The organism is Micromonospora sp. NPDC005257, from assembly GCF_042872445.1.
Taxonomy (GTDB): Bacteria; Actinomycetota; Actinomycetes; order Mycobacteriales; family Micromonosporaceae; genus Micromonospora.
On the sequence record NZ_JBIAKL010000002.1, the window covers coordinates 307,646 to 329,185 of the forward strand.

A 21,540-nucleotide genomic window follows, 5' to 3' on the forward strand; every position below is an offset into this window, starting at 1 on the left:
ACGGTGACCACGACCGTCGGCGTTCGTGGTCACCGGCACCGCCGCGCCGTCACCTCCCCTCAGTCACCGCCCTCGGGCCGCCGGCCGTCGATGATCGCGAACAGCTCGTCATCGGTGGCGGATTCGAGGACCACCTGCGCCGTCTCGCGCCCCGGCTGATTCCCGGGGTACGCCTCGTGCCACCGGTCCAGCAGTGCCTGGAGTCGCCGGTTGATCGCGTCCCGCTGGTCCTCCGCCGGGCCGCTGCGTAGGAGCGCCTTCTCCAGACGCTCGATCTCGTCGAGCACCGGTTCCGGACGGGGTGCCGCCTCGGCGGTGAGCGTCAGTCGTAGGTGGTCGGCGAGTTCGGCCGGGCTGGGATGATCGAAGACCAGCGTCGCCGGGAACCGGCAACCGGTCGCGTTGCCGAGCCTGTTGCGCAGGTCCACGGCCGTGAGCGAGTCGAAACCGAAGTCGCGGAACGGGCTGGTCGGGTCCAGCGCCTCCGGGTCACCTCCGCCCAGCGCCGCGGCGGCGTGCGACCGGACCAGATGGAGCAGGAACTCCTGCTGCTCGCTGTCGTTCAGCGAGGCCAGCTGCCGGGCCAGGCCGGCGGCGGGGTCCGCCGACGTCAGCCTCGGCTGGAGCGGCGTGTTCACCAGCCCTCGCCACAGCGACGGTAGCGAGCCGTCGCGGGCCAGGGACCGCAGCCGGTCGGCGCGAACGGCGGATGCCAGTAGTACGGGCTCGGCGGAACTACGCGCGGCGTCGAAGAGGGCCAGCCCTTGTTCGGTCGTCAGCGGAACGAGATAGCCGGAGATGCGCGCGCGATGCGAGCCGGTGATGTCGGCTGTCAACTCGCTGGTCTCCGCCCAGAGGCCCCACGCGATGGAGGTCGCCGGCAGGCCGGCGGCCCGGCGTCGACTGGCGAACGCGTCGAGGAAGACGTTCGCGGCGGCGTAGTTCCCCTGCCCCGGCGCACCGGTCAGCCCCGCGCCCGAGGAGAAGAGCACGAACTCGGTGAGGTCGGCGTCCGCCGTGAGTTCGTGCAGGTGCAGGGCGGCGTCGACCTTGGGCCGCATGACCGTCTCGATGGCGTGCGGGGTGAGCGAGGGCAGGACGCCGTCGTCGAGGGCTCCCGCGGCGTGCACCACGGCGGTCAGCGGATGCTCCGCCGGCACCGAGGCAAGCGCCCGGGCCAGGTCCGCCCGGTCCGCCACGTCGCAGGCCACGATCGTCGCCCGGGCGCCCGACTCGGCCAGCTCCGCGCCGAGCGCCTCGGCGCCGGGCGCGTCGGGGCCGCGCCGGCTGAGCAGCAGGAAATGCTTCGCGCCCTGCTTCGCGAGGTGACGCGCCACCAGGCCGCCGAGTGTCCCGGTGCCGCCGGTGACGAGCACCGTCCCCTCGGGATCCGGACGCCGCGGAACGGTCAGCACGATCTTGCCGACGTGTCGCGCCTGGCTCATGAAGCGGAACGCGGCCACCGCGTCGCGTACGTCCCAGGTGGTCAGCGGCGGCAACTCGAGCGCACCGGCGCGGAACAGGTCGAGGATCTCGGCCAGCATCTCCTTGATCCGGTCCGGTCCCGCCTCGCGCAGGTCGAACGCCCGGTAGTCGCGCCCCGGGTGCGTGGCGGCGACCTCCGCGCGTTCGCGGATGTCGGTCTTCCCCATCTCGACGAAGTGCCCGCCCGGCCGCAGCAGCCGCAGCGACGCGTCCACGAAGTCACCGGCCAGCGAGTTCAGCACCACGTCGACGCCCTGCCCGGCCGTCACCTCGGCGAACTGCCGTTCGAAGTCCAGGTTCCGGCTCGACGCGATGTGCGCGCCGTCCAGACCGGCCGACCTCAGCACCGGCCACTTGGGTTCGCCCGCGGTCGCGAACACGTCGGCCCCGCGGTGCCGGGCCAGCTGGATCGCCGCCGAACCGACCCCGCCGGCGCCGGCGTGCACCAGCACGGACTGCCCGGCGCGCAGGCCGGCCAGGTCGAACAGCCCGTAGTACGCGGTGAGGAAGGCCACCGGCACCGACGCGGCCTGCTCGAACGACCATCCCTCGGGCATCCTGGCGAGGAGCCGGTGGTCGGTCACCGCGACCGGGCTGAACGCGTCGGTCCAGAAGCCCAGGACCCGGTCGCCGGCCACCAGGTCCGGCACGTCGCTTCCGACGGCGGTGACGATCCCGGCGCCCTCGCTGCCCAGGTCGGTCTCACCGGGCACCATGCCGAGGGCGGTGACGACGTCACGGAAGTTGAGGCCGGCCGCGCGCACGGCCACCCGTACCTCCAGCGGGCCGAGCGGACCGGCCGGTGGCTGGTGTTCCGCCAGCGTCAGGCCCTCCAGGGTCCGGGCGTCGGTGAGCGCCAGGCGCCACGCGCCCGCCCCGGCCGGCGGCAGCAGACCGTCACCCCCCTCGACGTGGGCCAGCCGCGGCGCCAGCAGCTCACCGGCGCGCACCGCGAGCTGAGGTTCGTCGCAGGCCGCCAACGCCGCCCAGATCTCACCGGAGCCGGCGTCGTCCCGGCCGGTGCCGTCGTCGACCAGCAGGAACCTGCCGGGATGCTCCGTCTGCGCCGTACGCACCAGCCCCCAGACGGCGGCCGAGGCCGGGTTCACGTCGGCCCGCCCGGTCGGAGTCGAGACGGCACCCCGGGTCCTGACGATCAGGCGCTCGACACCCAGGTCGTCCGCCAGCCACTCCTGCAGCACCGCCAGCGCGGCCACGGTGACCGCCCGGACGTGGGCGGCGGGATCAGGGGCCCCGACGGGCTCGGGGACGGTCCACACCACCAGGTCCGGCGCGGTCCTGCCGTCCGCGACCGCCGAACGGAGCCCGGCCAGGTCGGGGTACCCGTCGACGATCGCCCCGCGGTCGCCGAGCCGATCGGCGAGGGCCGTCCCGTCCGGACCGAGCATCGCCCATCGCAGCGCTGCCGGCTCGGTCCCGGGCCGGGTCACCGGCGCCCAGGCGAGCCGGAACAGCGAGTCCCGCAGCGCCCCCGCAGCGGCACGCGGATGCCCGCTCGACGCCGGTCGCACGACGACGGTGCCCACCGACACGGCGGGACGCCCGTCGAGGTCGGCGGCCGTCAACGCCACCCGGTCGGGGCCGATCCGCCGTACCCTGACCCGCAGGTCCGTCACGCCGGTCGTCAGCAGGGCCACCTTGCTGAACACGAACGGCAGCAGGATCTCCGCGCTCTCCGCGCCCGCCTCCGCGACGAGCAGGCCCGCCGCCTGCGCGGCCGCGTCCAGCAGGGCGGGGTGAATGCCGAACGACGCGTCCTCCCCGCGCTGCTGGGCCGGCAGGCCGACCTCGGCGAAGATGTCGTCGCCGCGCCGCCAGGCCCGGCGTATCCCTCGGAAGGCCGGCCCGAAGCCGTACCCGCGCTCCGCGAACTCCGCGTAGATCCGATCCGAGGGCACCGCCTCCCCGCCGACCGGCGGCCAGTGCGCCAGGTCGCCGAAGTCCTCGGTGTCGGGCGAACCGGCCAGCTCGCCGGCCGCGTGGGGGGTCCACTCGCCGTCGAGGGAGCCCTCCTCCGCCCGGGAGTACACGGTCACCGGGCGCTTGCCCGTCTGGTCCGGCGCGCCGGCCACCACCTGCACCTGGACGGCGCCCTCCGGCGGAATCACCAGCGGAGCCTCCAGGGTCAGCTCCTCGATCCCAGGGCAGCCGGTCTCCGCCGCCGCCCGCAGCGCGAACTCCACGAACGCCGTGCCGGGAAGCAGCGCCTGGCCCTCGACCCGGTGGTCGGCGAGCCACCGGTGGGCCTGCAACGAGACGCGGCCGGACAGCACCACGGCACCGTCGCCCGCGACGTCCACCGCGGCACCGAGCATCGGATGCTCGCTCGCCCGCAGCCCGACCCGACCGAGGACGTCCCGGGACGGCACCACCGGGTCCTGCCAGTAGCGCCGCCGCTGGAAGGCGTACGACGGAAGGCGGACGCCGGCGTCGCCGGGCGGGCCGAGCACCTTCTCCCAGGCGACCGGCACGCCGGTGACGTAAGCCTGGGCGACCGAGGCGACGAAGTCGTCCCCGTCGCCACGATCCCGGTGCAGCGTTCCGACGACGACCGCCGAGGCGTCCGCGGCAGCGATCGTCTCCTCCAGTCCGACGGTCAGCACCGGATGTGGGCTCACCTCGACGAACAGCCCGTACCCGCGGTCGAGCAGACTCCGCGTGGCCGTGTCGAGGCGTACCGGCTGCCGGAGGTTGCGGTACCAGTAGTCGGCGTCGAGTTCGGCGGTGTCCAGTTGGCCGCCGGTCACTGTCGAATAGAACGGGATCCGGGACGGGCCGGCGGTGACGTCCTTCAACTGCGCCAGCAGGTCGTCGCGGATCCGCTCGACGTGCGGCGAGTGCGACGCGTAGTCGACCGGAAGGCGGCGTGCCCGCACCTCGGAGTTCTCATGTTCCGCCACCAGTTCGGCCACCGCGTCGGTGTCGCCCGACACCACCACCGATCCGGGGCCGTTCACGACGGCGACGGCCAGCCGACCCTCCCACCGGCGCAGCCGGGCCTCGGCCTCCTCGGGCCCCAGCGCCAGCGACGCCATCGCCCCGCGCCCGGACAGCGCGCCCAGGGCGCGGCTGCGCAGCGCCACCACCCGCGCGGCGTCCCGCAGCGACAGTCCACCCGACACGCAGGCGGCCGCGATCTCACCCTGCGAGTGCCCGACGACCGCGGCGGGCACGATGCCCACGTGCTGCCACAGGGCGGCCAGCGACACCATGACCGCGAAGAGCGTCGGCTGGACGACGTCCACCCGGTCCAGATCCGGGGCACCGGGTGCGGCACGGAGCACGTCGTGCACCGACCAGCCGGTGAACGGCGCCAGCGCCCTGTCGCATTCGGCGAGCCGGTCGCGGAACACCGGTGCCGCGAGCAGACCGAGCGCCATCCCCGCCCACTGGGATCCCTGCCCCGGGAAGACCAGCACCGCCTCACCCGTCCGCACCCGTGCCGTGCCCTGGACCAGCCCCGGCGCGGGCTGCTCCGCGACCAGCGCGTGCAGCCCGGCTACCAGGTCGCCGCGGGTGGCGCCGAGCACCACCGCCCGGTGCGACAGTGCCGAGCGTCGGACCAGCGCGTCGGCGACGGCCCGGGCCTCCAGGTCCGGCCGGTCCGCCACGAACTGCGCCAGCCGCGCGGCCTGCCCGCGGAGGCCGTCCGCGCCTCGCCCGGACAGCACCCAGGACACAGTCGTGGCGCCGAACGTCTCGTCGCCGGCCCGGGGCCCGGTCGGCGGCTGCTCCGGCTCCGGCGCCTGTTCGAGGATCAGGTGCGCGTTCGTGCCGCTGATGCCGAAGGAGGACACGCCGGCCCGCCGCGGCCGCCCGGCCTCGGGCCACGGCACCGCCTCGGTGGCCAGCCGCACCGCGCCCGACGACCAGTCCACGTGCTCGCTCGGCTCGTCCGCGTGCAGGGTGGCCGGCACGAGCCCGTGCCGCATCGCCAGGACCATCTTCATCACGCTCGCAGCGCCGGCGGCCGCCTGGGTGTGGCCGATGTTCGACTTCACCGAACCCAGCAGCAACGGTCGGCCCGCCTCGCCGCGACCCTGGCCGTAGGTCGCCAGCAGCGCCTGCGCCTCGATCGGGTCGCCCAGCGACGTGCCGGTGCCGTGCGCGTCCACCACGTCCACGTCCGACGCCGTCAGGCCGGCCCGCTTCAGGGCCGCCCGGATCACCCGCCGCTGCGAGGGGCCGTTCGGCGCGGTCAGCCCGCTCGACGCGCCGTCCTGGTTCGTGGCCGAGCCCCGGATGACGGCGAGCACCGGGTGTCCGTTGCGCCGGGCGTCCGACAGGGTCTCGACGAGGAGCAGGCCCACGCCCTCGGCGAACCCGAACCCGTCCGCCCCCGACCCGAACGCCTTGGAGCGCCCGTCGGGCGCCAGCGCACGCATCCGGCTGAACTCGACGAAGACCTTCGGGCTCGACATCACCGACACGCCGCCGGCCACCGCCATCGTGCACTCACCCGAGCGCACCGCCTGGCCGGCCAGGTGCAGCGCCACCAGCGACGAGGAACATGCCGTGTCGACGGTCACGGCCGGGCCCTCCAGCCCGAAGACGTACGCCAGCCGCCCCGACACCACGCTCGGCGTGGTGCCGGTGACGACGTAACCCTCGACGCCCTGCGGATAGTCCGACGGGCCGGCGCCGACGAAGACACCGGTGCGGCTGCCCTTCAGGCCCGCCGGGTCGACACCGGCGTTCTCGAACAACTCCCAACACGTCTCCAACAACAGACGCTGACGCGGATCCATCGCCAACGCCTCACGCGGAGAGATCCCGAAGAACCCCGCATCGAAATCCCCCACCGAACCCAGAAACCCACCCGCACGCACATACGACGTCCCCGAACGATCCGGATCCGGATGAAACAACGACCCCAGATCCCACCCACGATCCTCCGGAAAGCCGCCCACCGCGTCCCGGCCCTCCACCAACAACCGCCACAACCCCTCCGGAGACACCACACCCCCCGGATAACGACACGCCATCCCCACGATCGCCACCGGCTCGCCGAGCTTCGCCTCCAACTCGTCGTTGCGCAGGCGGAGCCGGCGGATCTCCTTGACCGATTCCCGCAGCGCGCCGGTCACCTGTTCGATCGATGCACTCATCTGAGCCCTCACTCCCGGGTGCTGTGCACGGCGCGGATCAGTTCGTCCAGGTCCATGTCGTCCACCGCGTCGACGTCGTCGGCATCGGCTCGGTCGGCGGCAGGGTCAGTCGTCTGCTCCGTCTCGTCCGCCGGGAAGAGCTGCTCGTGCAGCCAGCGTCCGAGTTCGGCGGGTGTCGGGCAGTCGAAGATGAGCGTCGCGGGCAGCCGGAGCCCGCTGGCCGCGGCGAGCCGGTTACGCAGTTCGACGGCCGTCAGCGAGTCGAAGCCCACGTCGAGGAAGCCACGATCGGCGTCCAGCGCGGTCAGCGAGGCGTGGCCCAGGACCGCGGCGGCGTGCTTCCTGACCACGTTCAGGAGCGCCTGGGCCCGCTCGCTCGGCCCCATCCCCGCGAGCTGGTCGGCGAGCCCGGCGGAGGTCCCGGTCTCGGTCGCGGCGTGCGCCGGCCGGCCGCGTGGCACGAGCCGGCGCATCACCGCGGGCAGTGACCCCTCGTCGGCCTGGACGCGAAGCGCGCCGCGGTCGAGCCGCGCGGCCACGACCAGCGGCTGCCCCGACTCGACGCCCTCGTCGAGCAACGCGAGGGCCACGGGCACGGGCATGGCCTGCGCACCGGCCCGGGCCAGGCGCTCCCGGCCACGCTCGTCGAGCGTGCCGGTCATCCCGCTGTCCGGTGCCCACAGGCCCCAGGCCATCGAGGTGCCGGCCTGGCCGCGGGCCCGCCGGGCCGCCGCCAGCGAATCGAGGAACACGTTCGCGGCGGCGTAGTTGGCCTGCCCGGGATTGCCTGTCACTCCGGCGGCCGACGAGAACATGACGAACATCCCGAGGTCGAGGTCCCGGGTCAGTTCGTCGAGGTACGCGGCGGCAGCGATCTTCGGTCGCAGGACCGCCTCCAGCCGCTGCCCGGTCAGGGAGGTGAACACCACGTCGTCCAGCACGCCCGCGAGATGCACCACGGCCGTGAGCGGACGATCCTCCGGGATGTCGGCCAGCAGTCGTGCCACCGCGTCGCGGTCGGCGACGTCGCAGGCGGCGACCCGTACGTCCACGCCCGACGCGGTGAGCTCGCTGATCAACTGCTCGGCGCCCGCCGCGGCGGCGCCCTGACGGCTGGCCAGGACGAGGCTGCGCATTCCCCAGGTGCCGGCCAGGTGCCCGGCCACCAGCCCGCCCAGCGTCCCGGTGCCGCCGGTGATCAGGACCGTGCCCTCGGGGTCGGGAACGGGCGGGATGGTGAGGACCAGCTTTCCGACGTGCCGGGCCTGCGCCATGAAGCGGAACGCCTCCGGCGCGTCGCGGACGTCCCAGCTCCGGGTGGGCAGCGGCGTCAGGGTTCCGTCGCGCAGCAGCCCGACGACGTCGTCGAGCATCGACCGCATCAGCTCCGGGCTCGCGTCCCGCACCAGGTCCAACTGCCGGTAGACGACCCCCGGGTACGTGTCGGCGACCCGCTCCGGGTCACGCACGTCGGTCTTGCCCAGCTCGACGAAGTACCCGCCCTTGGCCACCAGGCGAAGCGACGCGTCGACGAGCTCGCCGGTGAGCGAGTTGAGGACGACGTCGACTCCGGCGTCGCCGGTGGCCTCGCGCATCCGGTCGGCGAAACTCGCGTCGCGTGACGAGCCGATGTGGTCGTCGTCCAGGCCCAGCCGCCGGAGGACGTCGTGCTTTGCCGGGCTGGCCGTGGCGAACACCTCGGCACCCAGGTTGCGGGCGATCTGGACGGCCGCCATACCGACGCCGCCGGTCGCCGCGTGCACGAGGACCCGCTGGCCGGCGCCCAGCCCGACCGTCTCGACCAGGGCGAAGTAGGCGGTCAGGAACACGGAGGGGATCGAGGCCGCCTCCTCGTAGGACCAGTCGTCCGGGATCGGGACGAGCCAACGGTGGTCGGTCACCGCCTCGGTGGCGAAGGCCCGGGGAATCATCCCCGTCACCCGGTCGCCGGGCTTGAGCCCCGCGACGTCGGGACCGACGGCCTGGACGACGCCGGCGCCCTCGCCGCCGATGAAGTCACCGCCGCCGGGGGACATCCCGAGCGACACCATGACGTCGCGGAAGCTGACACCGGCCGCCCGCAGCCGCACCCGCACCTGACCGGACGCCGGCGGCGTCGCGGTGTCGGGGCACGGCTGGAGGGACATGGCGTCGAGCACCCCGGACCGATCCGGTACGAGCCGCCACCGGCCGCCGGGCGGCGCGGTCAGCCCGTGCCGGGCCGAGGGCAGGGGCTCCATCTGGGGAATCAGCACCGCGCCACGCCGTACCGCGATCTGTTGCTCGTCGCCGGCCAGCGCCGCCGCGAGCGCGGGCACGCCGTCCGGCCCGTCCACGTCGGCCAGCACGATCCGATCCGGATTCTCGGTCTGCGCCGAGCGGAGCAGACCCCACACCGGCGCCGCGGCGAGGTCGGGCACCTCCCCGGCCACACCGGCCGGGACCGCCGACCGGGTCACCACGACCAGGCGGGCGTCCGCCGTCCGCCGGTCGGCCAGCCATGCCTGCACATCGGTGAGCACCGCGCCGGCCAGGTCGAAGGCCGCCTCGGGCAACCGGGCGCCCGCCGGCGCAGCGGCGGGCAGCACCACGGTACGGGGACACTCCGCGCCGCCGGCCACCCCAGCGAGCAGGGCGGCCAGATCGGGATGGCGATCGGTGGTGATACCGGACGCGAGCAGCCCTACCGCCAGGCCGAGGGGATCCGGGCCGAGCAGTGCCCAACGCTGCGCGACCGGCCGTCCGGGATCGGGAAGCTCGGCCCAGTTCACGGCGAACAGGGACCGGTCGGCCGGGTCCGCAGCCGGGGTGAGCTGACCGGCCGGCACCGGCCGGGAGACCAGCCGCTCGATCGCCAGGACGGGAACGCCCGTCTCGTCGGCAGCGGTGATCCGGACCGTGTCGGGGGCGATCGGCGAGACGCGTACCCGTAGGTCCCGCGCGCCGGGCGCGAACAGCGACACGCCGGTCAGGCTGAACGGCAGCCGGACCGTCCCGCGGTCAACGCCGCCCGGTCCGCCGGCCGGACTGAACAGCATCGCCTGCAGCGCCGCGTCGAGCAGGGCCGGGTGCACGCCGTACCGGTCCGCCTCGTCGCGGACCCCGGCGGGCAGCGACACCTCCGCGTACACGTCGTCGCCGTGCCGCCACGCCCGCCGCAGCCCGCGGAACGCCGGCCCGTAGCCGTAGCCGCCCTCCGCCTCCGCCGCCGCGTAGAAGGACTCCGGGTCCGTCGGCACCGGCTCCGCGCCGGGCGGGGGCCAGGTGACCATCCGGTCCGCGACGGGCGGCCCGGCGGCGGCCAGGACCACCGACGCGTGACGTGTCCAGCCGGCCGGCTCACCGTCGCCGGCCTCGGGTCGCGTGTAGACGGCGAGTGGCCGGTGTCCCGCGTCGTCGGGCGCTCCCACCACCAGCTGGATGCTCACCGCGTCCTCACCCGTCAGGATCAGCGGCGTCTCCAGCGTCAGTTCCTCGATCCGGGGACGGTGCGCCTCCCGGCCGGCCCGCAGGGCCAGTTCGGCGAACCCGGCCGCGGGCAGCAGGCACACCCCGTTCACCCCGTGGTCGGCCAGCCAGGGCCGGGTACGGACCGACAGCCGCCCGGTGAAGACCAGGCCGGAGCTGTCGGCGAGTTCCACGGCGGCGCCGAGCAGCGGATGGTCCGGGGCCGTCACCCCCAGGGCCGCCGGGTCCACGGCGGTCGGCTGCTGATCCCGCCAGTAACGCTGCCGGTCGAAGGCGTAGTTCGGCAACGCCACCCGCGCACCTCCGGGGATCAGCGCGGCCCAGTCCAGGTCCGCGCCGTTCACCCAGGCCTCGGCCAGCGAGGTGGCGAAGCGGGTCGGGCCGCCCTCCTGACGCCGCAGCGAGCCCACCGTCACCGGCTCGGCCGTACCGTCGACCGACGCGGCGGTGTCCAGCACCGCGCCGGTCAGCACCGCGTGCGGGCTCGCCTCGACGAACATGGTGAAGCCGTTGTCGAGCAGCTTCCGGACGGCGCGCGCGAACCGCACGGGTTCCCGCAGGTTCCGGTACCAGTACTCGGCGTCCAGCGTGCTGGTGTCCAGCGGCTCCCCGGTCACCGCCGAGTAGAACGGCACGCGGGCGCGCTGATGCGTCATTCCGGCCAGTTCGGCCAGCAGCTCGTCGCGCATCGGCTCGACCTGCGGCGAATGGGACGCGTAGCTGACCTCGATCCGCCGGATCCTGAGCCCGCGCCGTTCACACTCGGCGGTCAGGCCGTCCAAGGCGTCGATGTCGCCCGCCACGACGACCTGCGCGGGGCTGTTCACCGTCGCGACGGTCACCCGTCCGTGCCACGGTTCGAGCAGTGCCGTGACCTGGTCCTCGTCGGCCTGCACCGACGCCATCCCGGCGGCGCCGGTCAACCGGGACAGCGCCGCCGACCGTACCGCCACCACCCTGGCGGCGTCGTCGAGCGACAGCACGCCCGCGACGTACGCGGCGGCGATCTCGCCCTGGGAGTGGCCGACCACGGCTGCCGGGTGCACGCCGTGGTGCTGCCACAGGCGGGCCAGCGACACCATCACCGCGAACAGGGCGGGCTGCACCACGTCGACCCGGTCCAGGGTGGGTGCGCCGTCCACCTGGCGGAGCACCTCGGTCAGCGACCAGTCGGTGTGTGGCGCGAGGGCCAGCTCGCACTCGCCGATGTACTCGGCGAACTCCGGGGAGGAGTCGAGCAGTTCCGCTGCCATGCCGGGCCACTGACCACCCTGCCCGGGGAAGACGAAGACGATACGCGGCTTGCGCTGCGCCGTGCCCTGGACCAGCCCCGGCCCCGGCTCGTCGACGGCGAGCCGGGTCAGCAGGTCGAGGTGGTCGTCCCGGTCCGAGCCGAGCACCACCGCCCGGTACGGCAGCATCGCCCGGGTGGTGGCGAGACTCCAGCCGACGTCGCGCGGACGCAGACCCGGGTCGCCCTCCAGCAGCCGGCGCAGTCTCGTGGCCTGCCGGCGCAGCGAGGCCGGGGAGGACGCCGACACCGGCAACGGCACCGCGGCCGCGTCAGTGGCGAACGCCGCAGCCGCGTCGGTGGTGATGGGAGCGGGTGTCGCGTCCACCACCGGATCCGGATCGTCGGCCGGCGCCTGTTCGAGAATGATGTGGGTGTTCGTACCGCTCATGCCGAAGGCGGACACACCGGCCCGACGGGGGCGGCCCGTCTCCGGCCACGGCACCGCCTCGGTCACCAGCCGCACCGCACCCGACGACCAGTCCACGTGCTCACTCGGCTCGTCCACGTGCAGGGTGGCCGGCACCAACCCGTGCCGCATCGCCAGGACCATCTTCATCACACCCGCCGCACCGGCGGCCGCCTGGGTGTGGCCGATGTTCGACTTCACCGACCCCAGCAGCGCCGGCCGGTCGGCGGTACGCCCCTGCCCATAGGTCTCCAGCAGCGCCTGCGCCTCGATCGGGTCGCCCAGCGAGGTGCCTGTCCCGTGCGCCTCGATCACGTCGACGTCCGACGCCGTCAGGCCGGCCCGCGCCAGTGCCGACTGGATCACCCGCCGTTGAGAGGGACCGTTCGGCGCGGTCAGCCCGTTCGAGGCGCCGTCCTGGTTGACCGCGGAGCTGCGGATCACCGCCAGCACCTGGTGGCCGTTGCGCTTGGCCTCGCTGAGCCGCTCCACCAGGAACAGCGCGACGCCCTCGGCCAGGCTCATCCCGTCGGCGCCGGCGGCGAACGCCTTGCACCGCCCGTCGGGGGCCAGTGCGCCCAGCCGGCTGAACTCGATCAGCTCCTTCGGGCTGGCCATCACCGCCGCGCCGCCGGCCACCGCCATCGTGCACTCACCCGAGCGCAGCGCCTGGCCGGCCAGGTGCAGCGCCACCAACGACGACGAGCACGCGGCGTCGATCGTCATCGCCGCGCCCTCCAGGCCGAAGACGTACGCCAGCCGCCCGGACATCACGCTGCCGGTGCTCCCCGTCGCGGCGTAGCCCTCGGCCCACTCCGGCACCTGCGCCGACGCCGTCACGTAGTCAGTGGGGTTGGCGCCGACGAACACCGCCGTGCGGCTGCCCTTCAGGCTTCCCGGGTCGACACCGGCGTTCTCGAACAACTCCCAACACGTCTCCAACAACAGACGCTGACGCGGATCCATCGCCAACGCCTCACGCGGAGAGATCCCGAAGAACCCCGCATCGAAATCCCCCACCGAACCCAGAAACCCACCCGCACGCACATACGACGTCCCCGAACGATCCGGATCCGGATGAAACAACGACCCCAGATCCCACCCACGATCCTCCGGAAGACCGCCCACCGCGTCCCGGCCCTCCACCAACAACCGCCACAACCCCTCCGGAGACACCACACCCCCCGGATAACGACACGCCATCCCCACGATCGCCACCGGCTCGCCCTCGTCAGCCGGCGTCTCCACCGGCTCGGCGGCCGGCGCGGTGAGTTCACCGAGGGCCAGTTCGAGCAGATGGTCGGCGACGGCCGCGGCGTTGGGATAGTCGAACGCGACGGACGCGGACAGGCGCATCCCGGTGGCCGCGTTCAGCCTGGTGCGGAACTCGACGGCGGTGACGGAGTCGGAGCCCATGTCGGTGAAGGCACGGTCGGGGTCGACGTCGGCGGCGCGCGCGTACCCGAGGACAGCCGCCGCCTCGGTCCGGACGAGGTCGAGCACCACCCAGGCGCGTTCCGACTCGGCCACGCCGGCCAGCAGCCGGCCGAGGGCGCTGCCCGAGTCCACGCCCTGCCCGTCGGCACCGGCGGCGGCCCGCACCTCCGGCAACTCGTCGAGCAACGGCCGCGGGCGGGCCGCCGTGAACAGGGCGGCGAACCGGTCCCACTCCGCGTCGGCGACCACCACTGAGGTGTCGTCGCGGTCGAGGACCTGACGCAGGGCCCGCAGCGCCTGCTCCGGGTCGAGCAGCGGCAGGCCCTGCCGCTCCGACTGGCTCGCGAGCAGTTCGAGCATCGCCGGGTCGTCGTCCGGCTCGCCGAACGGGTTCCAGACACCCCAGGCCACGCAGGTAGCCGCCAGGCCCCTGGCCCGGCGCCGCACGGCGAGCGCCTCCAGGTGGGCGTCGGCGGCGGCGAAGACGCCGTGGTCGGCCGCGCCCCAGACACCCGCGACGGACGAGTAGAGGACGAAGGACTCCACCGTGTCCGCGCAGTCCTCACCCAGCAACTCGTCCAGCACCTGCGCCCCGGTCACCTTGGCGTGCAGCGCGGTGGCCAACTGGGCCGGCGTCGTCTCGGACAGCGGGTCGCGTTCGGGGACGACGGCCGTGTGGACGACGGTGCGCACCGGCCGTCCCGCGGACCGGGCCGACCGCAACACGGCGGCCATCGCCTCGCGGTCGGTCACGTCGCAGGCCGTCAGCGTCACCGACGCGCCGGAGCGCACCAGCTCCGCCTCGAGGTCGGCGGCGCCCGGCGCGTACCGGCCCCGCCGGCCGACGAGGATGATGTGCGGCGCGCCGCAGGCCGCGAACCAGCGGGCCAGGCGCCGGCCCAGCCGGCCGGTGCCGCCCGTGATCAGCACGCTGTCGTGCGGTCGCCAGGGCCGGTCCACGGGCAGGTCGGCCACGGGGTCGTGCACCAGGCGCCGCAGGTACGCGCCACCGTCCCGCAACGCCACCTGGTCCTCCGCGCCCAGGCCGCCGCCGATCACCGTGCCCAGCCACCGGAGCGCGTCCGCACCGGGCTCGGCGGGCAGGTCGATCAGCCCACCCCAGCGTTGCGGAGACTCCAGACCCGCCACCCGCCCCATGCCCCACACCTGGGCCTGTACGGGCGACACCGGGTCGTCCCCGTCCACCTGGACCGCGCCGCTGGTGAGCAGCCACAGCGGAATGTCGGCGCCCACGTCGCCGAGCGCCTGCACGAGCGCCAGGGTGACGGAGGTGCCAGCGGGCACGTCGGGGAGATCCCGGTGCGGGCGTTCGTCCATCGCCAGCAGCGACAGCACACCGGCCGCGTCCGCGACGCCCTCACTCCGCAACAGCTCGGCGGCCCGGTCCCGGCCGTCGACGGCGGGGTCCAGCGTCAGCCGGCGTACCTCCGCGCCCCGCGCGGAGACGGCTGCCTCGACGACCCGGGCGTGGTCGCGGCCGGGGCCGGTGTGGGGGGCCAGGACCAGCCAGGTTCCCCCCAGCGACGGCGCCGCGGGCTCGGTGGCGGGGCGCCAGTCGATGCGATAGCGCCAGGCGTCGAGTTCGTGGCCGGCCAGATCCGGCAGGACGGTCGGCTCCGGCTCGTGCCCGGCGAGGACCGACGGCCAGGTGACGTCGGCACCGTGTACGTAGGCCTCGGCGAGGGAGACGAGCAGACGTCCGGTGCCGCCGTCGTTCCTGCGCAGCGTGCCCAGGGCCCGCGCACGGCGGCCCGTCTCCTCGATCGTCTCCTCGACCGCCGGCACGAGCACCGGGTGCGGGCTCGACTCGATGAGCAGGTCGTGACCGTCCTGGAGCAGGGCGCGGACCGCCTCGTCGAACCGCACCCGCCGGCGGAGGTTGAAGTACCAGTAGTCCGGACCGAGTTCGCCGCCGTCCAGCAACCCGCCGGTGGCCGAGGAGTAGAACGGCACCTGCCCGGCGCGCGGCCTGATCCCGGCGAGGACGTGTCCGAGCCGGTCGCGGATCTGCTCCACGTGCGGCGAGTGCGAGGCGTAGTCGACGTCGACCCGCCGGAACCGGTGGCCGGCGCGCTCGCAGACGGCCGCCAGCTCGTCCAGCGCGTCGAGGTCACCCGCCACCACCACGCTGGCGGGGCCGTTGATCGCGGCGATCGACAGTCGGTCGGCGAAGCGGTCCAGCAGGCCGACGGCCACGTCCACGCCGACCGCGATCGAGGCCATGCCGCCCTGGCCGGACAGCTGGGACAGTTCCGCGCTGCGCAACGCCACCACCCGGGCCGCGTCGCGCAGCGACAGCGCACCGGCGACGTACGCGGCGGCGATCTCGCCCTGCGAGTGGCCCACCACGGCGGCCGGCGCGACCCCGTGGGAGCGCCAGAGGTCGGCCAGCGAGACCATCACGGCGAACAGCGTCGGCTGGACGACGTCGACCCGGTCCAGCGGCGCGGCACCCGGTTCGCCGCCGATCACCGCGCTGAGCGACCAGTCGGTGAACTCGGCCAGCGCCTCCCCGCACGCGCGCATCCGCTCGGCGAAGACGGGCTCGGCCGCCATCAGCTCGGCGGCCATGCCCTGCCACTGTGCGCCCTGCCCCGGGAACACCAGCGCGGTCCTCGGGTCGTCCCCGACCGTGCCCTGGATCAGGTTCGCCGCCGTCCGGCCCTCCACGAGGGCGGTCAGTCCCTCGTCGGCGCCCCCGGTGTCGCCGGCCAGCACGACGGCGCGGTGTCCGGCCGGGCCCGGCACGGCGGCGAGGGCGGACGCGACGTCCGGGAGGCCGGGTTCCGGGACGCGCCTCGCGAGGTCGCGCAGCGCGACGGCACGGGCCCGCAGTCCCGTGACGCTGGCGGCCGACAGCGTCAACGGCACCGCCGGCTGGTCGCCGGCCGGCTCCGGGGCCTCGCGATACCAGTGCCGGGTGTGCTGCCACGGATAGGCGGGCAGGCTGACCGGCCGGCGCGAGAACCCGGCCGGCGCGGCGGCGGCGCCGCTCACGAAGAGTTCGGCGGCGGTGCCGGTGAACCGCTCGGGCAGGTCGGCGGCGTCGGTCTCCACCCCGAACCGGCCGGCCAGTTCCTCGGGCAGGTCCCGCGGCAGGATGTCGAGGAGAACGTCCACGCCCGCGGCCGTGAGGTCGTCGCCGAGGCTCCGCGAGGCTTCGGCGTCGGCCCGACCGGATGCGCGAGCGGCCAGGTCCTCGGCCGTCTCGGCGGGCGCGGCGCCGTCCGCCGAAGACTCCGGTACGTGGCCGGGCCGCAGCACGACACCGGACGCCTGCCCGGCGGCCACGCGCAGCGCGTCGTCGAGGTCCAGGCGGCGAGCCGCCCAGGCGGCGCCCACGTGGCCCGGCCCCTCGCCGATCACCACCTCCGGTGCCAGCCCGACGGAGGCCCACAGCCGTGCCGCCGCGACGTGGTGGCACAGCAGGTAGGCAGCCGGGAGATCGGACGGCGGCTCGCCGAACGGGTCGACCGTCGCGCCGGTCAGGACGGTGAGGCGCTCGGCGCACGAGCGCGCCGTGTCGGCGTACTCCGGTATCTCGGCCAGCAGGTCGCGGAGGGCGGCGGCCGGTGGTTCGGCGCGGTACCAGAACGCCACGGTGCGCACCGTGCCGTCGGGTACCTGCCCGGTCCGTACGGCCGGCGTGTGGTCGCCCCGCGCCGCCGCCTCCAGGGCCGCCGTGACGGCCGCGGCGTCCCGGCCGACGACGGCGAGCCGGTTGCCCAGCCACGTACGGCGGTACGCGGCGGTGAAGACGACGTCGTCCAGATCGGCGGGCGCGTGCCGCAGCCGGGCGGCGAGGCGTCCGGCGGCCCGGCGAAGGGCCGGTTCCGCCGCCGCGGTGACCATCAGCACGTAGGGCGCCCAGCGGGGCGCGGCCGCCGCCGGCTCCGGGAGTTCCGGTGGCTGTTCGACGACCACGTGGGCGTTGCTGCCGCTGAACCCGAACGCGCTGACGCCCGCCCGGCGCGGGTGGTCCCGCTGCGGCCAGCGCCGCCGCTCGGTCACCACCGAGACCGGGATCCGCTCCCAGTCGATGTGCGTCGACGGCCGGTTCAACGGATGCGGCGGAAGCTCACCGTGGTGCAGCGCGAGGATCACCTTGAGCAGCCCGGCGACGCCGGCCGCCGCCTCCAGGTGCCCGATGCGGGCCTTGACGGCGCCGATCAGCAGGGATTCGTCCGCCGTCCGCCCGGGGCCCAGCGCCTCGGCCAGGGCGCGCACCTCGATCGGGTCGCCGAGGGGGGTGCCGGTGCCGTGGGCCTCGACGTAGTCGACCTCGTGCGGCGCCCACCCCGCCGCCTCGACCGCCCGCCTGATCACGGCGACCTGCGCGGAGGCGTTGGGCACGGTCATGCCGCCGGTGGCGCCGTCCTGGTTGACAGCGGTGCCGCGGATCGTCGCGTAGACGCGGTCACCGTCGCGCTTCGCGGCGGCGAGCGGCTTGAGGACGAGGGCCACCGCGCCCTCGCCCCGGCCGTAACCGTCGGCCGCGTCGTCGAAGGTCTTGCACTGCCCGTCCGGGGCCAGGGCGCCGGCGCCCGACATGGAGACCGACACCGTCGGGGCGACGATCACGTTGGCCCCGCCCACGACGGCGATCTCGCAGTCCCCCTGCCGCAGCCCTTGACACGCCAGGTGGACGGCGGTGAGCGACGACGAGCACGCGGTGTCGACGGCGATGCTGGGGCCGCTCAAGGCGAGGAAGTACGACAGCCGGCCCACCGCCCCGGCGAAGGTCGTACCGGTCCCGAAGAAGTGGTCCACGTCGGCCATGTCCCGGGTCAGCAACTGCTGGTAGTCCGCCGTGTTCAGGCCGCAGTAGACGCCGACGGCCCGCCCCTCCAGCGCGGCGACGGGCTGCCCGGCGTCCTCGATCGCCTCCCAGGCGACCTCCAGGAGCAGGCGCTGCTGGGGATCGAGCGACCTGGCCTCACGCGGGGAGACGCGGAAGAACTCCGCGTCGAACCCCTCCACCGCGTCGAGGAATCCGCCCCGCAGCGGAACGTCGGGGGCGGCCTCGGCCCAGGCCGGGTCCGCCCGCCGGGCGGCCGGCATGTCGCGGACCGCGTTGCGGCCCTCGGTCAGCAGCGTCCAGTACTGCTCCGGGGAGTTCGCGCCGGGCAGCCGGCAGGCCAGCCCGATCACCGCCACGGCGTCGTCCGCCGGCTCGCTGCCGACGGCCCGGCCGGACCGGCCGTCCGGCAGGGTCACCTGCTCCCGGCCGTCGGCGTCCGGTGCGGCCTGCGCCAGGAACGCGGCGAGCGCCTCGATCGTCGGCTTCTCGAAGATGAGCGTCGTGGGCAGTTCGAGGCCGAACTCGGCCGCCAGCCGGTCCCGCAGCTCAAGCGCGGTGAGCGAGTCCAGCCCCTGGTCGAACAGGCCGCGACGCCGCGCCAGCGGCTGGCCGTCGGAGAGGCCGAGGACCGCCGCGACGTGCTTCTCGACCCGCCCCAGCGGCCCTCGGTCCACCGGCCGCCTGCGGGTGGCGACGGCCTCCCCCGCCGGATCGTCGAGCGGGCTCGGGCGTACCCGGGCGGCGGGCGCCTCCGCCGGGCCGCGCCCCTGCTCGCCGACCTCGATCCCGGGCAGCCAGTGCCGGTCACCGCCCCAGGAGGGCACCGGCAGGGTCCGGTACCGGCCCGGCGTCCCGGTGATGCTCGCCCAGTCCACGTCGACGCCGTCGACGTGCAGCCGCGCGACCGTCTTGTACAGCGCCAGCAGCCCGGGCTCACCACGTCGCAGGGTGGCCACCACCGGCCCCCGGCGCTGCCGGTGCCGGACGGCGTCCGCCAACGGGCGGGTCAGCGTCGGGTGCGGGCCGATCTCGACCAGGGCCCGGTCGCCCTGGGCGAGCAGCCGGTCGACAGCGGGCCACAGCAGCACCGGGTCGGTGAGGTTCCGCGCCCAGTATCCGGCGTCGAAGCGGACGTCCGGCTCGTCCGGCAGCACGCTGGAGATCAGCCGCACCGTGGGTTCGGCGGTGGTCAGGCCGGCCAGCGCGGCCCGCAGCCGGGGACCGCACTCGGCCACCACCGGGCTGTGGAAGGCGTAGTCGCCGGAGAGCCGCTTGCACCGCAGACCGCGCTCCTCGAGCAGCGCGGCCGCGGCGGCGATGGCGTCGCCGGGTCCGCTCAGCACGACCGCCGCCGGTCCGTTGACCGTGGCGACCACCACCGGCAGCCCGGTGTCGGCCAGCGTCTGGAGGACCGTCTCCGGGTCCGAGCGAACGGCGAGCATGGCGCCCCGGCCGGCCGTCTCCTGGAGGATCAGCCCACGCCGGACGGCCAGCCGCACCGCGTCGGCACGGGAGAGCACGCCCGCGGCGTGCGCCGCGGCGATCTCGCCGACGCTGTGTCCGACCACCGCCTCGGGCCGTACGCCGCAGTCGGCCAGCCAGCTCGTCACCGCCGTCTGCACGGCCATGAGGGCGGGCTGGGCGACGTCGGTGCGGGCAAGCCGGTCGAGCCCGGCGTCGGCGCGTAGTTCGTCGATGAGCGACCACGACGCGTCGCGCCGGATCAACGCGTCGCACTCGTCGAGCACCGCGCGCACCGTGGGCGAGACTTCGTACAGGTCGACCGCCATGCCCGCCCACTGCGCGCCCTGGCCGGAGTACACGAACACCGGGTCGGGGGCGGCATCGGGATCGACGTCGCCGACGTAGGTGCCGTCCGGCACCTCCTCGAACTCACCGAGGGCCGCCACCAGTTCGTCAGGTCCCGCCGCGACGGCGGCGAACCGGTGCCGCTCGTGTGTGCGCCGCGTGGCGGCGGAGGCGACGAGGTCGCCCAGTCCGCCCGAGGCGTCGACCACCCGTTCCCGCATCGCGGCGACCTGGCCGGCCAGGTGGTGCTCGTGGAAGGAGGAGGCCAGCAGCACATGCGGACCCACCGGCCGGTCGTCCTCGTGCGGGACGTCGGCAGACTCGACACCCTCCATGATCAGGTGAAGGTTGGTGCCGCTGAGCCCCGAGGAGCTGACCCCGACGCGGACCGGACGGCCCAGCGCGGTGAGGTCGACCGCGCCGGTGGGCACCGCCAGCGTGCCGGAGTCCCAGGCGACCGCCGAGGTGAGCCGGCCGGGATCGGGCTGGGCGGGCACCTCCCGCGCGTTGACGACCCACAGGCCCTTGAGGAGACCGGCGATGCCGGCGGCGCTGTCGGTGTGCCCGAACACCGCCTTGTTCGAGCCCACGTAGAGCGGTGGGAGGTGCGGACCGCGTCCGCTGCCGTACACCTGGTCCAGCGCCATGAGCTCGACCTGGTCGCCGAGCGGGGTTCCGGTGCCGTGGGCCTCCACGTAGTCGACATCCGACGGGCCGATCGCCGCGGTGTCGAGCGCCGAGCGGAGCAGCTCGGTCTGGGCGAGACCGTTCGGGGCGGTGATGCCGAGGCTGCGGCCGTCGTGATTGGCGGCGGACCCCCGGATGACCGCGTAGATCCGGTCCCCGTCGACGAGGGCGTCGGACAGGCGCTTGAGAACGACGACACCGCACCCGTCGCCACGCAGGATGCCGTCGGCGTCCGCCGCGAACGGCCGGCACCGCCCGGTCGGCGAGATCGCACCGATGCGGCCCATGAAGACGCTCAGCTCGGGCGTGATCATGAGGCTGACGCCACCGGCGAGGGCGACGTCGCTCTCCCCGGACCGCAGGCTCTGCGCGGCGAGGTGCACGGCGAGCATGGAGGAGGAGCAGGCGGTGGTCACCGAGGCCATGGGCCCGCGCAGGTCGAAGGTGTACGCCAGGCGGCCCGCCACGAAACTGAGTTCGGTTCCGCTGCCGTAGTGCGGCCCGATGCCCCTGACTCCGAGCGTCTTGGTGTGCAGCGTCGCGTAGTCGTGGGTGAACACCCCGAAGTACGCCCCGGTGCGGGTGCCCGCCCACGCCTGCGCGGGCCGCCCGGAGTCGGCCATGGCCTCCCAGGCCACCTCGAGCATCAGCCTCTGCTGCGGGTCCATCGCGCCGGCCTCGCGCGCGGAGATCCCGAAATAGGAGGCGTCGAACCGGTCGATGTCGTCGAGGAAGGCGCCGACGCGGCCGGCCGTGTCCGCGCCGGCGTCGGCCGGGTTCCAGCGGGTCGCCGGCACGTCCTGGAAGACAGGGGTGGCGGACCGGAGCACCGCCCCGAACGAGGACAGGTCGCGGACGCCACCGGGAAATCGGCAGCCCACACCGACGACGGCGATCGGCGAATCGTGCGCGGTTCTCGACGACCGTTCAGCCATCACAGAAGACCCTTCCCTACACTGACTTTCCGCTGTCCCGCACCGGTTTCACGACGGCACGGGAAGGA

Annotated in this window: 2 protein-coding genes; both read right to left on the reverse strand. The window is 74.6% G+C overall.

Annotated elements, in window-relative coordinates:
• Positions 1-59: 59 nt before the first annotated feature.
• A complete protein-coding gene (locus ACFYO8_RS04990; protein WP_387188796.1) occupies positions 60-6,626 on the reverse strand; it encodes an SDR family NAD(P)-dependent oxidoreductase in 6,567 nt (2,188 codons plus the stop codon).
• Positions 6,623-21,472, reverse strand: coding sequence for an SDR family NAD(P)-dependent oxidoreductase (locus ACFYO8_RS04995; protein ID WP_387256824.1), 14,850 nt, complete (start codon positions 21,470-21,472; stop codon positions 6,623-6,625). The genes ACFYO8_RS04990 and ACFYO8_RS04995 overlap by 4 nt, the downstream gene beginning before the upstream one ends.
• Positions 21,473-21,540 lie beyond the last annotated feature (68 nt).